Source organism: Psychrobacter sp. PAMC 21119 (assembly GCF_000247495.1).
GTDB lineage: Bacteria > Pseudomonadota > Gammaproteobacteria > Pseudomonadales > Moraxellaceae > Psychrobacter > Psychrobacter glaciei.
In genome coordinates this window covers 137,385-158,657 of the sequence record NZ_AHVZ01000041.1, presented here as the reverse complement: position 1 = coordinate 158,657, position 21,273 = coordinate 137,385, and the positions used below count along the sequence as shown (strand labels likewise).

14 protein-coding genes are annotated in these 21,273 nt (G+C 43.5%); 7 read left to right on the top strand and 7 right to left on the bottom strand.

Annotated elements, in window-relative coordinates:
• The first annotated feature begins 52 nt into the window (after positions 1–52).
• The 3 genes from RH96_RS14085 (at position 53) to RH96_RS14075 (ending at position 4,296) form a co-directional block, all read left to right on the top strand.
• Positions 53–919, top strand: coding sequence for a hypothetical protein (locus RH96_RS14085; RefSeq protein WP_010201925.1), 867 nt, complete (start codon positions 53–55; stop codon positions 917–919).
• Between the two features lie 163 nt (positions 920–1,082).
• On the top strand, positions 1,083–2,192 hold the full coding sequence (serC, locus tag RH96_RS14080; RefSeq protein WP_010201924.1) for a 3-phosphoserine/phosphohydroxythreonine transaminase: 1,110 nt from the start codon (positions 1,083–1,085) through the stop codon (positions 2,190–2,192).
• A 271-nt stretch (positions 2,193–2,463) separates the two neighbouring features.
• Positions 2,464–4,296 carry an extracellular solute-binding protein gene (locus tag RH96_RS14075; RefSeq protein WP_010201922.1) on the top strand — a complete coding sequence of 611 codons (1,833 nt, stop codon included), beginning with the start codon at positions 2,464–2,466 and terminating at the stop codon, positions 4,294–4,296.
• A gap of 468 nt (positions 4,297–4,764) precedes the next feature.
• Here the strand turns inward: RH96_RS14075 and purE are convergent, their stop codons facing one another.
• The 3 genes from purE to RH96_RS14060 all read right to left on the bottom strand — a co-directional run bounded on the left by purE (position 4,765) and on the right by RH96_RS14060 (position 7,168).
• Complete coding sequence (gene purE / locus RH96_RS14070; protein ID WP_010201919.1) at positions 4,765–5,325, bottom strand: 5-(carboxyamino)imidazole ribonucleotide mutase; 561 nt, start codon at positions 5,323–5,325, stop codon at positions 4,765–4,767.
• A 99-nt stretch (positions 5,326–5,424) separates the two neighbouring features.
• A complete protein-coding gene (locus RH96_RS14065; RefSeq protein ID WP_010201916.1) occupies positions 5,425–6,390 on the bottom strand; it encodes a metallophosphoesterase in 966 nt (321 codons plus the stop codon).
• A gap of 169 nt (positions 6,391–6,559) precedes the next feature.
• Positions 6,560–7,168, bottom strand: coding sequence for a rhomboid family intramembrane serine protease (locus RH96_RS14060; RefSeq protein ID WP_010201910.1), 609 nt, complete (start codon positions 7,166–7,168; stop codon positions 6,560–6,562).
• 696 nt (positions 7,169–7,864) lie between these two features.
• Here RH96_RS14060 and RH96_RS14055 point away from each other — a divergent pair.
• Entirely contained in the window at positions 7,865–9,517 is a 1,653-nt protein-coding gene (locus RH96_RS14055; RefSeq protein WP_010201908.1) for a hypothetical protein, read from the top strand.
• A gap of 647 nt (positions 9,518–10,164) precedes the next feature.
• On the top strand, positions 10,165–11,763 hold the full coding sequence (locus RH96_RS14050; protein WP_010201904.1) for an OmpA family protein: 1,599 nt from the start codon (positions 10,165–10,167) through the stop codon (positions 11,761–11,763).
• 112 nt (positions 11,764–11,875) lie between these two features.
• Here RH96_RS14050 and nagZ read toward each other — a convergent pair whose 3' ends face one another.
• Entirely contained in the window at positions 11,876–12,958 is a 1,083-nt protein-coding gene (nagZ, locus tag RH96_RS14045) for a beta-N-acetylhexosaminidase (protein ID WP_010201903.1), read from the bottom strand.
• Positions 12,959–13,511: 553 nt separating this feature from the next.
• On the opposite strand from nagZ, the gene RH96_RS14040 reads away from it, so the two are divergent.
• Positions 13,512–15,722: a carboxy terminal-processing peptidase gene (locus RH96_RS14040; RefSeq protein WP_010201902.1), complete on the top strand. Its 2,211-nt coding sequence runs from the start codon at positions 13,512–13,514 to the stop codon at positions 15,720–15,722.
• A gap of 482 nt (positions 15,723–16,204) precedes the next feature.
• Here the strand turns inward: RH96_RS14040 and RH96_RS14035 are convergent, their stop codons facing one another.
• Entirely contained in the window at positions 16,205–16,690 is a 486-nt protein-coding gene (locus RH96_RS14035; protein ID WP_010201899.1) for an FKBP-type peptidyl-prolyl cis-trans isomerase, read from the bottom strand.
• A 326-nt stretch (positions 16,691–17,016) separates the two neighbouring features.
• Between RH96_RS14035 and RH96_RS14030 the strand changes: the two genes are divergently transcribed.
• Positions 17,017–19,056, top strand: coding sequence for a M61 family metallopeptidase (locus RH96_RS14030; RefSeq protein ID WP_010201897.1), 2,040 nt, complete (start codon positions 17,017–17,019; stop codon positions 19,054–19,056).
• A 124-nt stretch (positions 19,057–19,180) separates the two neighbouring features.
• Here RH96_RS14030 and RH96_RS14025 read toward each other — a convergent pair whose 3' ends face one another.
• Both RH96_RS14025 and RH96_RS14020 read right to left on the bottom strand, forming a co-directional pair.
• The gene (locus RH96_RS14025; protein WP_010201896.1) at positions 19,181–20,032 is read right to left on the bottom strand and encodes a DUF305 domain-containing protein; all 852 of its coding nucleotides are present in this window, start codon (positions 20,030–20,032) and stop codon (positions 19,181–19,183) included.
• A 357-nt stretch (positions 20,033–20,389) separates the two neighbouring features.
• On the bottom strand, positions 20,390–21,004 hold the full coding sequence (locus RH96_RS14020) for a pseudouridine synthase (protein WP_010201894.1): 615 nt from the start codon (positions 21,002–21,004) through the stop codon (positions 20,390–20,392).
• Positions 21,005–21,273 lie beyond the last annotated feature (269 nt).

Sequence of the window (21,273 nt, the reverse complement as noted above, 5' to 3'; positions counted from 1 at the left end):
CAGGATTAAAAATCTGTAAACCCATTTAAGATAAGTAGGATAGTAGAGTCGAATGAGTGATGTCCAAGACCCGCTAATTGTATTGCAACATCGTATGCAGCAGCGTCAAATTTTAGCAATGATGGGTATCAATCAATGGGTACAGCCAAGCTCAGCTACTATTAATATGGCAGATATCTCTGCGCCTATTATTCCTGATCCTAGCACTCAAGATAATACTAGCACTCAGGCTGTGTCGTCTGATATAAACATCGAACAACCAAGTATAGAACAGCAAGGTAATGCTGCTGCGAACGTTGATATGTCGAACATAGCGTTTGCTGATTCTGTATCAGCGCTCGTCAATGATGAGCCTATTAGTCACTATTATCATGATGCTAATGATATAGGATTAGCACAACCCGACGCACAAAGCCCTGTCACCTATAGTTTTGATACTAGTGTCAAAGCTGTAGGTGACGTACCTGTTAAGTCTCTCGTAAACGAGATAACTCAGCAAACTACTGCCGCTATAGGGCAAAGTCCTCTTGCTCATATAAATAGTGATGATAGCTTTAAAAAAGTCACCCCATTTGATTTGCAAGGTGGTCGCTATGGCGATTGGGTGATTTTGGTTGATATTCAAGCACTTAATAATGACAGTCAAAAGCTATGGAAAAATATCACTCAAGCGCTATCAATCACTTGTGAGACGACATCATTTCCTATCTGTGAAGGTATGGACACTGCCGAGCTTGCCAATGCCAGTCTTGCTGGATATGTCTTTAAGATTGGTCGTAGCGAGGAGATAAAAGTAGCAGCATTAACCGCCTTGCCTGAAGGGCTTGATCATCCTCACTTTACGACTGTGCCCACGTTAGAGGAACTGCTCGCTGATAGCAGCTTAAAGCGGCAGCTTTGGGAGAGATTGTCTGGTTAAGCTATCTGCCCAATTGCCTATTGGTATGCCGGTAAATTATTTGTATAAATAAAATAACCATTAGCAAATAAAGACAACTAAAATTACTTTTAAAATAATTTTGATAGGCAACTTTTACGCTCCAACAAACAACGATGATTTCATCATATTTAGGATAATGATTATGACTACCCAAGCTGCTCCTAACCGTGTACCTAATTTTTCAGCGGGACCTGCTACGATACCAACTGCCGTATTATCACGCGCTCAAGAAGAGTTGCTGGATTGGCAAGGACGTGGACTGTCGGTCATGGAAGTAAGCCATCGCAGTAAAGAGTATCTGGCGATTACTGAAAAAGCTGAGTCTAAATTGCGTTCGTTGATGGACATTCCAGATAATTATAAGGTGCTATTTTTACAAGGCGGCGCTAGCTTACAGTTTTCAGCGATTCCACTAAACCTATTAAACGGTGGGCGCGCAGATTATCTAACGACAGGTGCTTGGTCAGGTAAAGCAGTCAAAGAAGCAGCGCGCTATGCCAAACTAGGTCTTGGCGAGACTAATGTGGTTGCAACAGGCAAAGAAAGCAACTTTACCGATGTACCTGATCAAAGTGATTGGAATCTGAGTGAAGACGCAGCTTACTTCCATTACTGCGCCAATGAAACGATTCATGGCTTGCAGATATTTGAGCCACCAACCGTTGATGCACCAATCATCGTTGATATGTCTTCTTGCATTTTGTCACAGCCAATTGACGTCTCAAAATTTGGGATGATTTACGCGGGTGCGCAAAAAAATATCGGTCCAGCAGGACTTGTCATTGTGATTATTCGTGAGGATTTATTAGGGCAGGCAAGCGAGTGGTGTCCGCTGCTAATGAACTATGAGCATCAAGCTGAGAAAGAGTCTATGTCAAACACGCCAGCGACGTACTCTTGGTACTTGGCGGGATTGGTGTTTGAGTGGTTGGAAGAGCAGGGTGGCGTTGCTGCTATCGGTAAAATCAATCAGCAAAAAGCATACCTGCTCTACAAAACGATTGATGACAGCAGTTTTTATAACAACCCAGTTGCGCCTAAGTATCGCTCTATCATGAATGTGCCGTTTACTTTAGCAGACAGTAGCCTTGATAAAGTATTCTTAGAAGAGTCAGAAAAAGCAGGCTTGCTGCATCTAAAAGGTCATCGTGATGTCGGCGGTATGCGTGCCAGTATCTACAATGCTGTACCGCTTGAGTGGGTACAGCAACTGGTCGACTTTATGATTGCATTTGAAAAAAAACACGCCTAAGTCAGTACGGGTTTGAGAAAAAAGACGCAACTTTATGAGCTGCGTCTTTTTTTATGAGAATTATTATTGTTTTAGGACAGATGATGCGCTATACCTAACACTGCAAACTATTAGGTTAAAAAACCTAAGTTTGTTATGATAAAATTTTCAGCTGTTGTGATAGCTTATTTTTTTGTTTGCTTCTTATTTAAGCTGCGATGAGCTTTCAGTCATTAGGTAAATTCTCTATACATCCATTTGGTTTAGCAGAAGGGTTTGTTATAACTTTATTATGATAAAAAATACTATGCTAAAAACTGTCTTATTAGTGGCAATGGCGAGTTGGATACCAGCCAGTATGGCGACACCAATTACCATTACTGCGCTTGCACATAACAGCACTGCTGAATATGTCAACGCGCCTTATATGCCCTATGCCAATCCAAACGCGCCGACAGGGGGTACGCTCTCGCTCGATGCGCGTGGCACCTTTAATGCTGCCAATAAATGGATGACCACGGGTGTGGCGATGATTGGTACCGATTATCTATATGATACTTTAATGACGGGCTCACTAAATGAAGCTTTTACGATGTATCCGCAGCTGGCAAGCAAGGTAACCTATGATCCTGATGACACCAGTTGGATTGTGTATCATCTCAATCCTGCTGCCCGCTTTTGGGATGGGTCGCCAGTGACCAGTCGCGATGTCAAAGCGACTTATGAGGCGATATTGAATAAAGGCCCGATGTATATTCGCAGTTATCTAAGTGATATCAAAGACATTCAAGTCATTGATGATCAGCAAGTCAAATTTGTCTTTGCTTCTACTGAGAACAAAGAAATCTTACTGACGGTTGGACAGTTTCCTATCTTTGCTAAGTCGTCTATCGATGCTGATTTTGAAAAGATAAGCTTAACGCCGTTGATGGGTAGTGGGCCTTATAAGCTAGGGCGTGTTGATGCAGGGCGCTCTGTGAGCTATGTACGTGATCCCAATTATTGGGGACGTGATCTGATGGTCAACCGTGGTCGTTATAACTTTGATATGATTAAGTTTGTCTATTATCAAAGTGATGAAATTTCCTTTGAAGGTTTCAAGTCTGGTCAATACCGTTTTCGCCCCGAAAATAAAGCATCGAATTGGGTAACTGGGTATAATTTTCCAGCGGTAAAAGCAGGTCTTATCAAAAAAGAAGCAATATCCAGTCAAAACCCAGTACCGATGCAAGCCTTGGTCATGAATATGCGCCGACCAATCTTTCAGGACATTAGAGTCCGTCAAGCACTGACAGCCGCTTATGACTTTGAATGGATGAATAAGACCTTATTTCATGGGCAGTATGAGCGCTTGCAGAGCTTTTTTCATGGCTCAGAGCTGGCGGCAACGGGCACGCCGTCTAATGAAGAAATGCAGGTATTAACGCCTTTATTGTCTAAGCTTGAGCCGATTCAACGTAAAGCCGTATTAGCAGAATGGCAGTTGCCCACCAGTGATGGTAACGGCTTTAACCGTGAAGGGTTACTAAAAGCGCGGCAGCTTTTGTTAGATGCTGGGTTTTACTATAACGATATGAAGTTATATCTGCCTAATGGATCGCTTGCTCAGATTGAGATTTTGATGACAGGTGATACCATGGGGCGCGTGCTGCTGCCTTATATTCGTAATCTAAAACGTCTGGGGTTTGATGCGACTTTGCGCCAAGTCGATGGGCCACAATATTATGAGCGTGTGCGACGTTTTGACTACGATATGATAGTGGATAAATTTGCTCAGAGTTTATCTCCTGGTGCGGAACAAGTTGGCTTTTGGGGTAGCTCAGCGGCCGATCAATCGGGTAATAGAAATACTATTGGTATTAAAAACCCAGCGATTGACACGGTGATAGAGCAGCTAAGCAATGCTAAAATTCGCGACGATACTGTATTATATACCCATGTCTTAGATCGCCTTCTACGCGCTGGTCATTATTTAGTGCCCTTATACGGCAAATCAGCGACCAATGTCGCCTATTGGGATCAATATCGCCATACTAAAAAACTGCCAACCAATGCCGTCGGTATTGACTACTGGTGGGTTGATAAAGAAGCAGAAGCACGCGTCAATCAGTACTTAAAACAATAAATGATATGACGCTTAGGGTCTGTTGAACATTCAAATATTAGGACTGCTGATCGCTAAAATCGCATCAAACGTTTTATCAAATCAGGCGTAAACCGACGATAATGTCGAGACCTTAGCTAGGTTTACAACAACATTTGGGGTGGTTTTAGCATCAGCCCCAAGTATACAAGCAGGGGCAGGGCTATTTTTTGCCAATACATGGCGAAATTGTCTAACCTAGAATGACTAGGCGTCCAAAATTTCACTGCGTATTGTCTAAAAAATAGCCACTGCCAGTACCACATTTGAATGTTCAACAGACCCTATTTAGATCTGAAATCTAATCTATTAAAATAGGAAAAGGTGCACTGTATGCACCTTGTATTTAGTAGAACTCATCTAAGCATAAATATCAAGTTTAGAACATTTATAATCAGATAATGGGTCTTCGTGTTTTTTTAGAAACTATCATCAACTCAGTTGTATTTTTTAACTGTTGATAATGCCCGGTGTTGGGCTGGCAAGGATGGTTTCGGTTTGTGTTTGGCGTAGAGTATCTAGCTTAGTGGCGATTGCGTCGTCATGCAAGGCCAAGACTTGAATCGCCAGTAATGCTGCATTATAAGCACCTGCCGCCCCAATTGCTAAAGTACCGACTGCAACACCTTTTGGCATCTGTACGATAGACAATAAGCTGTCCCAACCACTGAGCATCGAGGATTTTACAGGGACACCAAAGACCGGTAGCGGCGTTTGACTAGCACACATACCCGGCAAGTGAGCAGCACCACCAGCCCCAGCGATAATAACTTGTAAGCCATTACCTTTAGCATTTTTGGCATAGTCAAATAATCGGTCAGGCGTACGGTGTGCTGATACCACTTCACAATCAAAAGCGATATCAAAGTCTGCAAGCAATTGCGCAGCGGCACTCATGGTTGCCCAATCAGACTGCGAGCCCATGATAATGCCAACTTTTGGCTGACCAGCAGGAGAGGCGATTGGACTGTTTTGCTCAACAGAGTTAACACTAGCTGATTGGGTACTCATGCTTTGATATCCTCAAAACGACCATCATACAAAAGTTTTGCCGCCTTCGTAAAGCCAAGTTTACCGATTAATGCTAAAGCGAGTGAAATGGTATTTCAATTATGACTGTATCACTGGGTCTTCGTCATGGCGATATTGCACAAAATTGCTGGCTTTGAGTGGCAAAGGCTGCTCGGTATCGAGCTGATAGCCTGTTAGATAACCGCTATCTACCGCTGCCGAATAATCAGTACAAGCAACTTGTGGACTCAATGGTTCAGGTGTCCCAGTTAGCCAATAATGGCCGACGAATACTGGTTTATCGGTTTTGAGCGCAAAATTGATATTTTCTGCTAAGGCATCTACTGGAATTTGTGCCAATGCGGAGGAGGGGGCACGTGCAACTTCATATAGCGTACGCTCGTTAAGACCTTCAAGCCACCAACGTACCCGCACTCGTGTGCGCTTAGTACCTTCTTTATCAACCATCACCATGCCATCAGGTAGCGGTGTCTCTACGCCTTTTAATACTCTCTCTAACGCTTCAAAATTCTCGCTATGCTCTTGGGCAGTTACGATAAGTCCTTTAGGCGTTAAGCAGTTGTCAGCAGTCAATAAGGGTGCTAATACCGCCATGCTGTCCACATCCCAACAGGCGTGCACAAAGCAAGCATAGTCAGTTTCCAGCCATAAGGGAATTTCATATAACCGCTCAAGCCAATAGCGATGACTTTCTGAGCCAAAGGGCACTTCTGCGAGAAAAGCCTCGTGTTGGTGCGTATGTGTCTCATTGTGTGAGCGTAAGTATTCCTGAGGATTGTTAGGGTCGAGCGTTGCAAAGGCTAAAGCATTGTATTCATGATTGCCCATCACTGCATCGGCAACATCCGCATCCAGCATGGCAAAAACGATTTCTAACGTGGTCAATTGCTGCGACCCACGGTCGATCAAATCACCGATAAATAATGCCCGATGACCTGCTGGCGGCACGAAGTATTGTCCGTTATGGCGATAGCCTAGCTGGGTAAGCAGACCCACTAGCTTGTCTGCATAACCGTGAATATCACCGATAATATCTATAATCATAAGTCACTGTCTAATCTTAGAGTATAAAAGTGCTCGACATAACGAGCAACGCGACGAAATTAAAAAGGAGTTAAATTTTTTTTAACTGACTGATATTTAAGCGTCACTTACTTAAGTGGTTTAACCAAGTGACGCCTCTTTCTTAAAACAGACTTCTAAAAATCATACTTTAAAGGCTTGGCGATAATAACGCGTTTAAAAAATGCGGGAGCACTTGTGGCTCCAGAATAATAGTGGCGATTATGCCAAACGCGCCGCCCCACAGATGCGCCATGTGATTGATGTTCGAGCCACCGCGTTTATCCGCGTAGATGCTATAAGCCACGTAAGCGACAGCAAATAATATCGCTGGGATAGGAACGACTGCAAATAAATAGATTTTTTCCCAAGGTGCCAGCAAGATAAAGGCAAATAATACCGCTGATACACCGCCTGATGCGCCAAGGCTGAGATAGCTGGCATTGTTTTTATTTTTAATATAACTTGGAATCATCGCGATAATGATAGCCAACACATAAAACACCACGAAACCATAACCGAATAAAAATGATTGATATAACCCTTCGATAGCACGACCGAAAAAATACAAAGTAAACATATTAAACAGTAAGTGCATACTGTCAGCATGAATAAAGCCATGGGTCACAAAACGATCCCATTGACCATTATTTACCGCGGGTGGATAAAAAATGAGTCGATTGAATAGTGTCTTGTTTTGCCAAGCCAACAAGCTGACAATAACAGTGATAATAATGATAAGGGTCGTGTGGTTAAGCAAAGGGTAATCCTTAGGCCGAGCCTAGTGTGTGATTGTGGTATATACAACAGGGTAAACCGCCTAAATGCGATGGCTAAATAACCATTGGGTAAGTCAAAAACCCATTATGTAGAGAACTGTGCTTTAATAATCATTTATTATTAATAGGGCCTGTTGACCATTCAAATATTAGGACTGCTGATTTTAGCATCAGCCCCAAGTATACAAGCAGGGGCGGTGGCTATTTTTTGCCAATACATGGCGAAATTGTCTAACCTAGAATGACTAGGCGTCAAAAATTTCACTGCGTATTGTCTAAAAAATAGCCACCGCCAGTGCCACATTTTAATGTTCAACAGACCCTAATATAACAGTGTATAAAAGAGAGTAAGTAATGCTTCGTATACTGACCGTAACGTTAATGCTAAATGCATTTGTAGCAAGCAGTCTACAGCGCCTTAAAAATAAACTTAAGTCTACATATATATTTAAGATAAGATGAAATCGTTCATATGAGCGACGCATAGCAACACCTACCGCCAGCACAGCCGTTTCATAAGGCACGACTCATAAAGTATAGGCATTTAAAGTACAGACATTTAAAGTACAGACATTTAAAGTACAGACATTTAAAGTATAGGCATTAAGCAAAGCGAATAAAAAACGATTTACTTCATTTATATATTTAAACATTAAAGCCGGTAGAGGCCGTCAGTTATGAGTATTATTGAGCAACTAGAACAACATGTCACGCCAGCTGTGTTGGGTGATAATAGCAGCGTCGCCCATATCTGCCTCCTTGAGCAGTTTTATGCGATTTTGGTAGCCCGCTTGGCTTTGCCAGAAGTTTATTCGCAGTTGCTAAGGTCGGATCAAGTCGTGGTTGCTGATAGCGTGCCAGAAACCCCTCTCTTTGAGCAACTATGGCAAGCCCCAAATATACGGCAAGCTCTAGTGGAGGAACTTGCCGCCACACATCATATCGATGAGCTTGCTACCGTGCAGTTACTTATAAATGCTGCGCCACTGGCCTACCGTGAGCTAAAAGTACTGGCGAATGGACAGTTTTTACCTGCGTTTTTGCAAAGAGAACAATCTGCCTTGCGCCAGTATTTACCCACATGGTCAGCACCTTTTATCACGGCCTCCCAAAATATTCATCAACCATCTGGTGCACCGAGTGCCAGAGCAGATGATACTATAGCAGCCGTGCCAGATATGCCAAAGGACAAAGTCAGTGCCTCTGATACAACCGCGATAACGCCGTCGACAGCAGCTACCATAGAGAATAGCAGTGTTCATCCAAATACTAGTGTGAATTTAAGTAAGCATAGCAATAGCAATTCAAATAATCTTACTGATGTTATGCATACCAGTCCTGCTGACCATCATTTGGCAGAAAATGGCAGCATGAAGCGAGAGAAAGTCCGTAGCCGTAATCAACGCAATGATTTATTGGTACGGGTGTTTTTATTGATACTGGCAGTGGTAGCGATAGGCTTCGCGGCATGGGCGCTGTTAATTAAGCCTAATGGTGCGACAACAGTAGAACCTGTGGTAACCGCTCCAGTCGTTGTTCCGTCTACCATTGAACCAGCAGCACAGGTTTTGACGCCAGTTGAGCTAATCGTTGGGGTAGATGACAGTGGTAGTCTATATACTTGTAGCGCAACGGTCGGGGATGAAGCGTTGCAAAGCATACTACAACAGGCACTCAATACAAGTTTCGGTGAGCAGGCAAGTATTTGCGAGTTAACCATACAGGTAGGCGTGGCCAGTAGTATGAATAGTACACCAGCAGAGGTGCTGCCCAATATCTTGACTATGTTGAGATCAACACCATTTGCTCGACTGCATTTACAAAATGAGCGAGTGACCTTGGAAGCGCCAGACAATATGCTCCTACAACGCTTGGTCACTGACATACGTACGTTAGCGCCAGCGCTGATGATCGACAGTGTAGCACCATTACCGTTGCCCAATAATAGTAACGGAGTAGGTGATATGACGGCTATGAATGGTCAGAATCCTCAGTTTGAGTCCGATGCCAGCGCTGCAAACAATGCTTATAACAATAATGTTAATGGTAATAATTTTGCCGACAATGCAAACAATAATGGTGCTGGAGAGTATCAAGCAACAGATGACGATACCGGTGATAGTATGATGCCCGCACCAGCCCGCAATACACCAGTGCGTAGCAATAACGGCAATCTTACTAATGTGCCTAGCAATTTACCGAATAACTCCAATAGCCGTGCGCCTACAAACAATACAAACAGTAGACCATCAGGCCCTATCTCCTTGTCTGAAGTAGATAATATGGCCAGCAATGTTATTGTGGCTGAGCCCGCGCAAGTAAGAAACTGATTAGACCGACCCTTGAGATGTAGTATGAGTCATATTACATCTCAATACTTTTATAAAAAGTGATGGCTAAAGGTGATGGTTATAAGCAATCAGATGAAGTTGTTTTACTGCTATACCAGTTCAAAATAAAATCAATACATTGCCAGTTATAGCCAACGAATTTTAGAATCGCTACAAGGTGACCGACCGCAGATAGTACACTGAGTACATCTAGGATGGGTAACACCGTATCGGTTTAAAAGTGCTCTGACTATAGGTGCGACTGGTATAAATTTTCCTTGCTTGCTGCTATCACAGAGGCTACGAAAAATTCGTTCCAGTCACACTGTAGTTGTTTCAAAGTGAATCTACTATATTAATTTCATTGTTCAATGAGCCGTTCTGTTTCTACCGAAAGCACTATCGATATGTTAGGGATTTGTACTTTGTCGTCTTTCTAGTTACGCGTAACAACTGAAACATTACCTAACGTATCATTTGCACAACAACGTGTTGATTGTTAACACTTACTTAATACTTTTATAATAATAGAAATTGAATATTGCCAAGATGATTTTAACGGTTACGGCTCTTATCTCTTAGCAAAGTTTTTGAGTATTTTAATTATATAGATTGATACCAATAAGTATTAATAGGAGAGTTATATTATGGATGTTATCAGCCATTTGACGCGAACGGTAAGCCCCGCAGTATTGGGAGATGACCATAGCCCAGCTAAGAAAAACTTGCTTGAGCAATTTTATGCTATTTTTGCCGCTCGCTTGGCAGACAAAGATACTCATGATCGCTTTTCTAACGAGAATATCGCTCGTGATGATCAGGCGTTTTATGAGCGCGTATGGACGGATAGCACACACCGTGACCAAATAGCTCGTGAGCTTGCTGGCAAACACAATGTCGATGTCACTGCTTCTCGCGGTTTAATCGCGATGGCGGCACCACTTGCGTACCATGAAATAAAGAGCTTGGCAGGGACGACACCTGTGCCGCAGTTTTTAAACGATAACTCGGCTAGTTACCAACATCATATTCCTGCTTGGGCGAGTACAGTTTTGCCAGCAGGTATGATTGCCGCTGTGCCTGCAGGTGCACGAATATCTGATACGGTCAGCACCGCACCGCTTCAGCGCGAAGAAGAAACAGAAGGCAGTTTTATGAAAGCGCTGCTGCCCATCATTGGTCTGATTATTTTAGGCGCTTTGGCCTGGGCATTGCTTAGAGGCTGCCAAGAAAATCCTGAGCCCGTTGCCACACCAGCTGTCACCCAAGAGCAAGCTGCCGAAGGTAATGCAACAGCGGTTGCCGCTGATGTTGAGCCTGCGTCATTGCGTATCGCCACAGGTGAGAACGGTGAATTATATGCTTGCCGTATGAACGTTGGTAACGAGACGCTACAGACCAATATCATGAACGCCTTGACCAGTGCGTTTGGTGATGAAGCCAATAACTGCCGTGCCGATGTCGATGATAGTTTTGCGATAGATATGCCTGCCGCCGCCCAGCTGGCTGCTATCTTGCCTATCGTCAAAAACGTACCGAATGCCAGTATGCTCATAAAAGTTGATACCATCACGGTCAATGCACCTGATGCGACAACTTTAGACAAGCTGGTTGCTGATTTGCAAGCAGCAGCGCCTGCGATGACAGTAAAAGCCGAAGGTGCATTAGACGCACAAAGTGAGATTGACAACAGCTTAACTGCTGCCGACACCGCGATGAGCAACCTTGGTGAAAACCCTGATCCACGTGATGTGGCGCGTGCCTTGAGCTTGCAGGTTATTAACTTCGAAGTAGATGCAGCGTCTATTCCTGATGCCAACAAATCATTCCTTGACCGTGCCTCTAAGATAATCACTGAAGTACCGAATATGAATTTGATGATTATCGGTCATACTGATAGCCAAGCAGATGACGCTTACAACATGAAACTGTCTCGCGATCGTGCCGAATCTGTAAAAGAATACTTAGTATCTCAAGGTATTGATGCAAGTAAACTAAGCACTAAAGGCATGGGTGAAACAGATCCTATCGCTGATAACTCGACAGAACAAGGTCGCTTTCGCAACCGCCGTATTGAGTTCGTGGTCAATGATGAGACCACCAGTGCAAATGATGGTATGATTATGAGCAACGATGCGCTTGATCCTGACTTGAATCCATTAGACAGCAACAATGATGACCTATTGCCAGATAGTGATGATGCAAGTCGTGGTACAGCAGTAGATCCACAAATGAATACTCAGTAGTTTTTAGACAGGTATTGATAGTAAGAAAATTATTGATATTCAAAAATCATTAATACCAAAAAACCGCATCTTCAAAGGTGCGGTTTTTTATTTGCCAAAAAATGAGCGACTGTTATTTATAGGCAGTAGGATCTTTTAGCTCATTATTAGACTCAGATGTACTCTCTGTTGACGTATTAAAAAAGGTCTGAATCACGTTTTTCTTTGCTTGCTGCCAGTAGTCAAACTGCTGACAAGTAGCGTTAAGGTCACCTTGCCAAACGGGAATATTGCCACACATGGTTTTGATGCGTTTTTGATTGGGGTAGGGCAGATTTTGCGCTGCTTTAGCTGCTTCATGGGCGGCAATTCTATCATTACATACCAAGGCAATGTCGCAACCAGCTTCAATTGCTGCTTTGACGCGCGCACTAATATCCCCAGCTGCTTGCGCGCCTGCCATAGATAAATCGTCAGAGAATAAAACCCCATCAAATTTAAGCGCATCACGGATAATGTCTTTGAGCCAAATTTTAGAGAATCCCGCTGGCTTATTATCCACTTGTGAAAAAATCACGTGCGCTGGCATCAGCGCATCAAGCCATGGCAGCGTTTGGGCAAACGGCTGCATATCGCTGTTCATAATCTCATCTAAACTACGGCTATCGATGGCTTCTGATACATGGGAATCAGGAGCGATGGCGCCGTGACCGGGGAAATGCTTCCCAGTGGTTGCCATACCAGCCGCTTTCATACCGTGCATAAACTGGGATGCCAAAGCGGTAATGGCTTGCGGGTTTTGATGGAAGCTACGATCACCAATGACTTGGCTGATACCACCTCTGTCGAGTACAGGGGCAAAGCTCAGATCAATGCCCACGGCCAGCACTTCTGCTGCCATTAAATAGCCGCAATCGTAGGCACAGCTAAGCGCATGGCTGGGATCTTGATTGAATAAGTCACCCAGTCGCCCCATAGCTGGCAATGGGCTAAACCCATCACGTAACCTTGCGACGCGTCCACCCTCTTGATCAACACCGATCAATATATCAGCATTGTGATAGCGTATATCGTCACACAGTGCGCGTACTTGTGCGGCATCTTTGACATTTCGCCCAAACAAGATGACCCCGCCAACTTGGGCTTGCTTGATTAAACTCACATCTTCAGCAGTCAGTGCGGTACTATCGATATCAATCATTAAGACGCCGTACATCGCGTAATCCTTATTATGTTATATCAGCAGTTGCATTTATATCAGATTCAAATACAACCGACTGTTCAGTGTTACATTATGACAGCTATTATGAATTGAGTATAATCTGCTGGTCAAATCGGCCAAAAATAATGGCTATTAACTGTTAAATAGCGATCAGTAGCCACGAGCAATAAATGTGATAGAAAGTTTGGTATGTACCGCGGTAAAGTGTAATATTGCTTATACAGATTGAGACAATGACGCATTTATGGTCATGCTAGTATTGAGTGATTTTTCGCAAGACGCGAGTCGTATTTTTCCAATAATTAATATCGTTAAAAATCCAAATAGTGAAAAGGCTGCGCCGTAAAAAAATAACTAATACCATTCACAAAAATTAGAGTAGCAAGGAAAACGAGTGTAAGTGCTACGCATTGTAGACTAAACGAGTTTGACACCGCTAATCGTACTTTTTTGGTTTGGTATAAATTTGATGGATAGGGATTCACCAAGCAAATACTTTCGATGACAATTGATAATACTTTCAACTTAAAATAACTAGGTATATATGATGAAAAAACAACCAGCACAGTGGTTACTCAGTGCAGCGTCAGTGGGCATCGCCGGTCTTATTCTCACCCAAAGCTACGGCACTGCAGTGGCAGATACTAACACCGAAGGTTTCGTCCAAACACCTGAACAAAAAGTCACCACTCGTCAAGTAGCCGCCTTGCTGGATCGCAGCCATTATCTCAATCAGCCGCTTGATAGCAAAACAGGCAGCGAGATTCTGTCTATGTATATTGATAGCCTTGATCCAAACCATACCTTGTTTTTGCAGTCTGATGTCGATGAGCTAAAGAAAAAATATGCCGCCGAGTTCGGTGATCGCCTCAAACGTGGTGATTTGTCTGCAGGGGTAGAGGTGTTTGAGCGCTATCGTAAACGCTCAAACGAATATTTTGCCATGGCAAGCAAAATGCTAAAGACTGATCTGGATTTAACCAGCAATGAGACTATCGTACTTGATCGTGAAAAGCTCGGTCACTTCAAGACCAAAAAAGAGCAGCGTGATTACTGGGCGCGTCAGTTGAAGTTTCAGTTGATGAGTATCACGTTAGGTCAAGAAGACGAAAAAGCCAAAGAGCAAGTATTCTTGAATAATCCAGACATCACTCGTGGACAGGATTTAGTACGTAATGACGAGCGTACGCCCAGTGAGATTTTACTCAATCGTTTGTCACGTCAACAAGAGCAGTTTAAGCGTCTCAAAGATGATGAAATCATGGAGACAATCTTGAACACTGCCATGCTGACCTATGATCCGCATAGTAACTATTATGCACCGGTTCAAGCAAACGAATTACAAATCCAATCGAGTCTACAGTTAGAAGGTATTGGCGTCTCTATCCGTCCTGATCGTAAAAACCCAGACTACACGCGTATTGTGACTCTGGTGGATGGTGGTCCAGCAGCCAAATCTGGTCAGATTAAACCCAATGATTTGATTGTCGGGATCGCCAAAGACGGCAAAAACATGATCGACGTGGTCGGTTGGTCGACACGTGAGATTGTCAGTCTTATTCGCGGTAAGCGCGGCACTTCGGTCACGCTCAAGTTACGTCAGGCTAGTGCCCCAGAAGCCAGCGCTCGTACCGTCACTGTGGTTCGGGATATCATTCAGCAAGAAGAGTCAGGCGTGACCCAGCGCGTTGTAGAAGTACAGCGTCCTAATATCGATAAAACGCCAAAACGTATTGGTGTCCTTGAGATACCAAGCTTTTATTTGAACTATCGAGCGCGCCGTAACGGGGAAGATTATCGTAGCGTCAGTATCGATACCGAAAAAGCACTCAAAGAATTAAATAAAGAAAATATCGATGGTCTTGTGGTCGATCTGCGTAATAACCCTGGTGGCTCGTTAGACGAAGTGGCCAAAATGCTCGGCTTCTTTATCAAGAGCGGACCACTGGTGCAAATTCGTGACAATCGCGGTAATATCCAAGTGTACCGTGATGATGATGGTGGCGAACAACTTTATGATGGCAAGGTGGTCGTTATTACTAACCTAGCATCTGCCTCCGCTAGTGAAATTTTTGCTGCTGCTATTCAAGATTATGGTCGTGGCTTGGTGGTCGGTAGTACCACTACGGGTAAAGGCTCTGCTCAGATTCAACTGGACAATTTAGCGCTAGGTTCTGCGACTTTAACTCAGCGCAAGTTCTATCGCATCACCGGTGGTAGTACGCAAAATAAAGGCGTTGTTCCCGATGTCGAATTGGTCAATATCTATGATGATGCGACCTTTGGTGAGCGCGCACAGAAAAAAGCACTGCCTTGGGATACCATCAAAACCGCACCTTATAAGCCTGAAGGCAAATTTACCAACGATACGTTAGCGACGCTGAATCAGCAGTCTACAATCCGTCAGCAAAAAGACCCACAGTTTACTTACTTATCAACGTTGAACGATATTCGTAATATGGATGATGAGAAAAAACCTGTCAAGCTCGATATCAATAGCCGACGCGCCAAGATGCAGCTGATCGAAAAGCGTTCATTAGAGGCGGAGAATAAACGGCTCATCGCCACAGGTGAGCGTCCGTATGCCAATTGGAATACCTATCAAGCCGCGATGGATGCGAAGTTTGAAGAGCGTAGTCAAATGAAAGCCAATGAACGCCCAGAGCTACCTGAAGATGAAACTTTCATCAATGAAGCGGCTTATATTATGCTCAGCGCGGACTCAAAAAAAATGATCAGCCCTGAAGACAGTCTCTAGCAAGCGTATCACTGTGAGCTAGAAAAGCGGTCAAATAATAATCCGTGTAAGCATAGGCTTACACGGATTGACGCTTAGACCTCTTACTAACTTATCATCAATCTGCGATTATAACTGTACGGCACGATTGAACGAAACGGTTCATTGATACTAGGGATTGGTATCTTAAAATCGCGTCAGGGATAGATGGTTTGCTGATTAAGGATAATAAGGCTGGATGCCTGCTAGTTATAAGATACTCCGGGATTAAGTATCATATAGCGTTAACATGGATGGTTGGTAATAAAAGCCGCATAGCGCTCGTCGTTACGCGGCTTTGTTACGTTTGGAAGAACGTGTTTCTATCAATAAGCCATAAAAATTCATAAGCCATAAAACACAAAAAAAGGTCAGTAGACGTATCTACTGACCTTTTAGAATAAACGACAAGCTTCATCTTACTTGCTTGTCGTTTAAGCGTTTTACTAATGCTCTAATAGAGATTAGTGTTCAACGCCACCTGCGCCATGTACATGGCCGTGGCTTAGTTCGTCTTCAGTCGCTGCACGTACTTCTTGGATTTCAACATCAAAAGTCAAACGCTTACCAGCTAATGGATGGTTAGCATCAACAACTACTTCGTCATCATTCACTTCAGTAACCGTAACCAACATTACTTGGCCACCGGCTTCTGACTGAAACTGCATGCCAGGCTGGATGTCATCAACGCCTTGGAAGTTATCGCGTGGTACATGTTGTACGGCTTGTTCTTGATATTCGCCATAACCATCAGCAGGCTCAACGACAGCGTTAACTTTTTCGCCAGCAGATTTGCCTTCTAGTTGTTGTTCTAGGCCTGGGATGATGTTGCTGTGACCATGTAGATAAGCAAGTGGTTGACCTTCTGGTGATTGGTCAAGCACGTTGCCTTCGTCGTCTTTTAGCGTGTAATTGAATTTGACGGCAGTGTCTTTTGCGATAGTAGTCATAAATTATCCTAAATATATCTGTGTAAAAAATTAAATACGGTTGCAATAAACCTAAAAAAGCCAATCGGCAAGCCAGATAGCCACGTCATTAGTCAGTTATCATCAGTTTATTAAAGTAACTTTAGCAGTTAGCATCTTTAATTGCGATGGCCCACATAACTTTCAAGGGAAAAATCATAAAAAATGCCAATTAATGTCATAATTTATGAAAATAAGCGCTATTTTCTATGCTTTACCGTACAGCGGGTTGCTTGTAAAGGGTCTGCCAGTTGCATTTTCGGCTAAGGACTTCTACCATAACAATAAAAATAAGGATGAGAAAGACGATGAATTCATTGACCAATAAGGCTAACGTGCCTACTTCTAACGCCAACACTGCTAATAATGAGTCAACAGAAACTGCCTCAATCAGTAAGGCTGCTCGACCTGTGCCTAATATTAGCTATCGATTCGATTTTGAGCGTTTTTTTGAGCATTTGGTTGATGTGTCGCTCACCTTTACTACAAACGTAGACGCTCCAAATCTTTGGTTGCCAGCATGGATACCAGGTAGCTACTTGATGCGCGAATTTGCCCGAAACATTACTGCGGTGCATTATCAAATTATGGACGACGATAATAAAAGCGCTGAGATGCACCGCGCGATAAAGACAGACAAACACACTTGGCAGTTGCCACAAGTCAAGGCGGCTCAGACAGTAAATGTCCATTATGAAGTTTACTGCTATGATTTATCCGTGCGCACCGCTTATGTCGATCAGCAGCGCCTATACGGGAATTTTACCTCTTTAGCATTAGCAGTCAATGGGCAGGAGCAGACGCCTGTACACGTCAGCTTAATAGTGCCAGCCGCATTTTTGGTGGATAAACAAGAAAGCCATGTGCTTTTAGCCTGTGGTTTAGACGCTACGCACCTGCGCCTTGATGGACAGCAAGCGGATGAGCAGAAAGAGGATGGTCAATACAGTTACGAGCTACAAGCAAACAGCTATCACGAGCTGATTGATTATCCTTTTGAAATCGCTGAGCAGGATATATTTGATTTTATCGTCCAAGACCACGCGCATCAGACCTTACCTCACCGTTTTTATCTGTCGGGTAAGCATAATGCCAATATGGGCAGGCTACAGCAAGACGTCACCCAAATTTGTCAGACGTATCTAGATTGGCTGGGTGAGGCACCCTTTAATGATTATACTTTTATGACTTTTGCCAGTGGACAAGATTATGGTGGTCTTGAACACATCAATTCGACCAGCCTGATTACGCCGCGTCGCGACTTGCCGAGTATTGACGAACCAAAAGTACCCAGCAGCGATTATCAGCGTTTTTTAGGCTTATGTAGTCATGAGTATTTTCATGCGTGGTGGGTCAAAACCGTACGCCCCGATGTCATGTTGGATGTAGATTTGCGCCGCGAAGCCTTTACACCGCTGCTTTGGGTATTTGAAGGTTTTACGTCTTATATCGATGACTTTATGTTGCAAGCATCAGGCGTGATCGATAAGCCAAGCTATCTCAAGCTACTGGCTGAGCAAGTCAATCGCTATTATCAAACGCCTGGACGCGCCTATCAAAGTATCGCTGAGTCGAGTTTTGATGCGTGGATTAAGTTATATCGCAGTGATGAAAACACAGGTAATGCTGGGATCAGTTACTACAATAAAGGCGCATTGGTGGCGCTTTGTTTGGACTTAACCTTGCTCGAAAAGAGCAACGGTCGTTATCGTTTATTTGATGTGGTTAAGGCTTTTTATAGCCAAGCAACGCAGAGTGACAACCGACGGATTGGTATCAGCAGTGCCGATATGGGTAAGGTTGTCGGGCAGTTTATGTCGCTTGCCGATTGGCAAGAGTTTGAGCGCCGCTATGTCAATGGCGTTGATGAATTACCGATTGAAGCACTATTGACTGCAAATGGTATAAAAATGCGTACTAATACCAAGGAAACTGCTGACAAGTATGTGCCTTGGGGCATGCGCTGTCATGAGACACCAGCTGGACTCAAGGTAAATCGCGTGACACGTGACAGTGTGGCTGCCAAAGCTGGTATTTCGGCGCATGATGTTATTGTCGCCATTGATGGTATCAAGGCAGACACTAAGCAGTTAGCATCGCTTAGTACGGCAGAGCATGATGTGGAATGTTATCTGTTTCGTCGGGACGAGCTGATGTGCGTCAGCGTATTACCTAAAGTAGCGCTTAGTAGTGGACAGCAGCAAGGCATGACTGAGAAAACCTTTCCGCACAAAGTAAGTTTACACTTGGCAAAGACAGATCCAGTGCCCGACGATAATGGTGACCATTCACCACTACAGGCAGGCTGGCAGACATGGCTTAATGTTATGGAGCGTCAGCAAGTATAGATATATCAAAAGTATAGCGGTATCAATTCGATAAAAACCCCTGCTAACCATTTATGATTAGCAGGGGTTTGACGTTATGGGTTGTACACTTATTGATATTGATTGACCGTATCTAGGTAGTGGGCTACTCAGCAGATTCTTTAGCATCTACTTCGTTTTTGACAGTTGCGTCATTACTAGTTGCGTCATTGCTAATAGTTTCATTACTGAGCTTGTCGATTTTGTTAGCGGCAATCCAATTTTTCATCACTTGAATCTCAGGCTGCTGGGCGTCGATGATATCTTGAGCCAACTTGCGCATCTCTTCATCCGTACCATATTTGAGCTGTATCTTTGCCATGTCTACAGCGCCAATATGATGTGGCAACATACCGCGTGCAAAAGCCATATCAGGTAGAGGATCGGTAATAGCGAGCATCATGTCACCATGCATCCCGTCCATGCTCTTGGCATAGGCTTGCTGCATGGCTTGAGTATTAGGTTTAGGTTTGGCAGCATCAGGATGGCCGGCAAGCCATTTATTCAGAATATCTATCTCAGCTTGCTGCGCTACCATAATTTTTTGCGCAAGTTCTCGCATGGCTGCGTCAGTACCATACTTCAGCTCGATTTTTGCCATGTCGATGGCGCCACGATGATGCCCCAGCATGCCTTTCGCAAAGGCGGTATCGGGATCGTTATATGCCATACCGACCATCATCTCATCATGCATTCCTGTCATCGACTTAGTGTAGTCTTTGAGAATGTCTGTCATTTGTTGTTCATCTGCCATTGCATCGCCACCTGCCATATTATGACCATCCATATTCTCATGACCATCCATATTCTCATGATCAGCCGTCATCTCAGTTGCTGGTGCCGCTACTTCTTCTGCGGGCATCACCTCACTACTCTCTGTTGCTGGCTGACAGGCGCTCAGAATAAAAGCAGCAGAAATGCTGGTGGCGAACAAGGCAAAACGACGAGAAGCAATCATGACATATCCTTATAGAGACAAGCTAAACAGTAAATAAACGCGAAATACGGCATTAATATGACAGTAAGGCAGTAAAGTGCTGAATCTTAACAGATAAACCTTACCCATTCGAGACGCTATGTTTAAAAAGTCGTAATATATTTGCTAGATTTTATTACTAATCTATATAAAACCACTAATCTACATAAAACAGGCATAGTCAGGTCAATATAAAAGAGATACAGCGTGACTGGTATAATTTTTTTGTAGCCATTGCCAGTACCACATTTGAATGTTCAACAGACCCTAGACGTTGTTCGATGTGTCTATGGTCTTATGTAAATTATCATCAGTCAATACGCCTGATGACAGAGCAAGTTAATTACTGACACCCAATTCCCTCAGTTTCGCACTATCTAAATGAATACGCACAAACTCACCAACTGCCAGTTCCCCCAATTCGAAGCCTGCGACTGACCAACGAATAAGCCGCAGACAAGGCAATCCAACATGAGCCGTCATGCGTCTAACTTGGCGATTCTTTCCTTCATAAATCGTCAGCATCAACCATGATGTCGGTATGCTTTTACGCTCACGGATAGGTGGATCACGTTGCCAGAGTGGCATAGGCAAATCCTCTTCACTAAGCTGTTTGATGTCGGCAGGTAGGGTTTTGCCATCTTTTAGAATGACGCCCTGTCCAAGCTTATCAAGTTGCTCAGTAGTAGGCATGCCTTCAACTTGCACTAAGTAAGTCTTACCTTGCTTACGTCCAGCATTGGCCTTTGGTGGATGGGTAATGGCTTTGTTAACTCTGCCATCACTCGTCAGAATCAGTAAGCCTTCAGACGTCGCATCCAGCCTACCAGCCACGCGCAAAGACTTGTCCGTGAAATACTCTGATAGGGTGGTGTGGTCGTTGTTGCTGTCATCACGGAACTGACTTTGCACACCGTAAGGCTTATTAAACAGAACGAGACTGGTGGTCGACATAAAGTAGCATTTCCTAAATAAAGGTATTGATGAATCATTGTGAAATATGAAAAGTAGTAGTCAAAATAAAAGGGGTTCAACCGTCTTATAATTGCAGATCAATTATAAGACGGTTGATGACTTAATTAACGGCATTTTAATGAAAAAGAAACACATAAAAAATAATGTATTAACTTGTCATAAGTAGGCTATAGATATGAAAATTTATATTCAATATAAAACCATGTTATTATAGTGGTATTTATAAAATTGATATTTGTACATGAGCT

What these genes read in the sequence shown, in the direction of transcription:
- RH96_RS14085 (WP_010201925.1), top strand. Translation starts at nt 53, where the DNA reads ATGAGTGATGTCCAAGACCCGCTAATTGTATTGCAACATCGTATGCAG.
- serC (WP_010201924.1), top strand. Translation starts at nt 1,083, where the DNA reads ATGACTACCCAAGCTGCTCCTAACCGTGTACCTAATTTTTCAGCGGGA.
- RH96_RS14075 (WP_010201922.1), top strand. Translation starts at nt 2,464, where the DNA reads ATGATAAAAAATACTATGCTAAAAACTGTCTTATTAGTGGCAATGGCG.
- purE (WP_010201919.1), bottom strand. Translation starts at nt 5,325, where the DNA reads ATGAGTACCCAATCAGCTAGTGTTAACTCTGTTGAGCAAAACAGTCCA.
- RH96_RS14065 (WP_010201916.1), bottom strand. Translation starts at nt 6,390, where the DNA reads ATGATTATAGATATTATCGGTGATATTCACGGTTATGCAGACAAGCTA.
- RH96_RS14055 (WP_010201908.1), top strand. Translation starts at nt 7,865, where the DNA reads ATGAGTATTATTGAGCAACTAGAACAACATGTCACGCCAGCTGTGTTG.
- RH96_RS14050 (WP_010201904.1), top strand. Translation starts at nt 10,165, where the DNA reads ATGGATGTTATCAGCCATTTGACGCGAACGGTAAGCCCCGCAGTATTG.
- nagZ (WP_010201903.1), bottom strand. Translation starts at nt 12,958, where the DNA reads ATGTACGGCGTCTTAATGATTGATATCGATAGTACCGCACTGACTGCT.
- RH96_RS14040 (WP_010201902.1), top strand. Translation starts at nt 13,512, where the DNA reads ATGAAAAAACAACCAGCACAGTGGTTACTCAGTGCAGCGTCAGTGGGC.
- RH96_RS14035 (WP_010201899.1), bottom strand. Translation starts at nt 16,690, where the DNA reads ATGACTACTATCGCAAAAGACACTGCCGTCAAATTCAATTACACGCTA.
- RH96_RS14030 (WP_010201897.1), top strand. Translation starts at nt 17,017, where the DNA reads ATGAATTCATTGACCAATAAGGCTAACGTGCCTACTTCTAACGCCAAC.
- RH96_RS14025 (WP_010201896.1), bottom strand. Translation starts at nt 20,032, where the DNA reads ATGATTGCTTCTCGTCGTTTTGCCTTGTTCGCCACCAGCATTTCTGCT.
- RH96_RS14020 (WP_010201894.1), bottom strand. Translation starts at nt 21,004, where the DNA reads ATGTCGACCACCAGTCTCGTTCTGTTTAATAAGCCTTACGGTGTGCAA.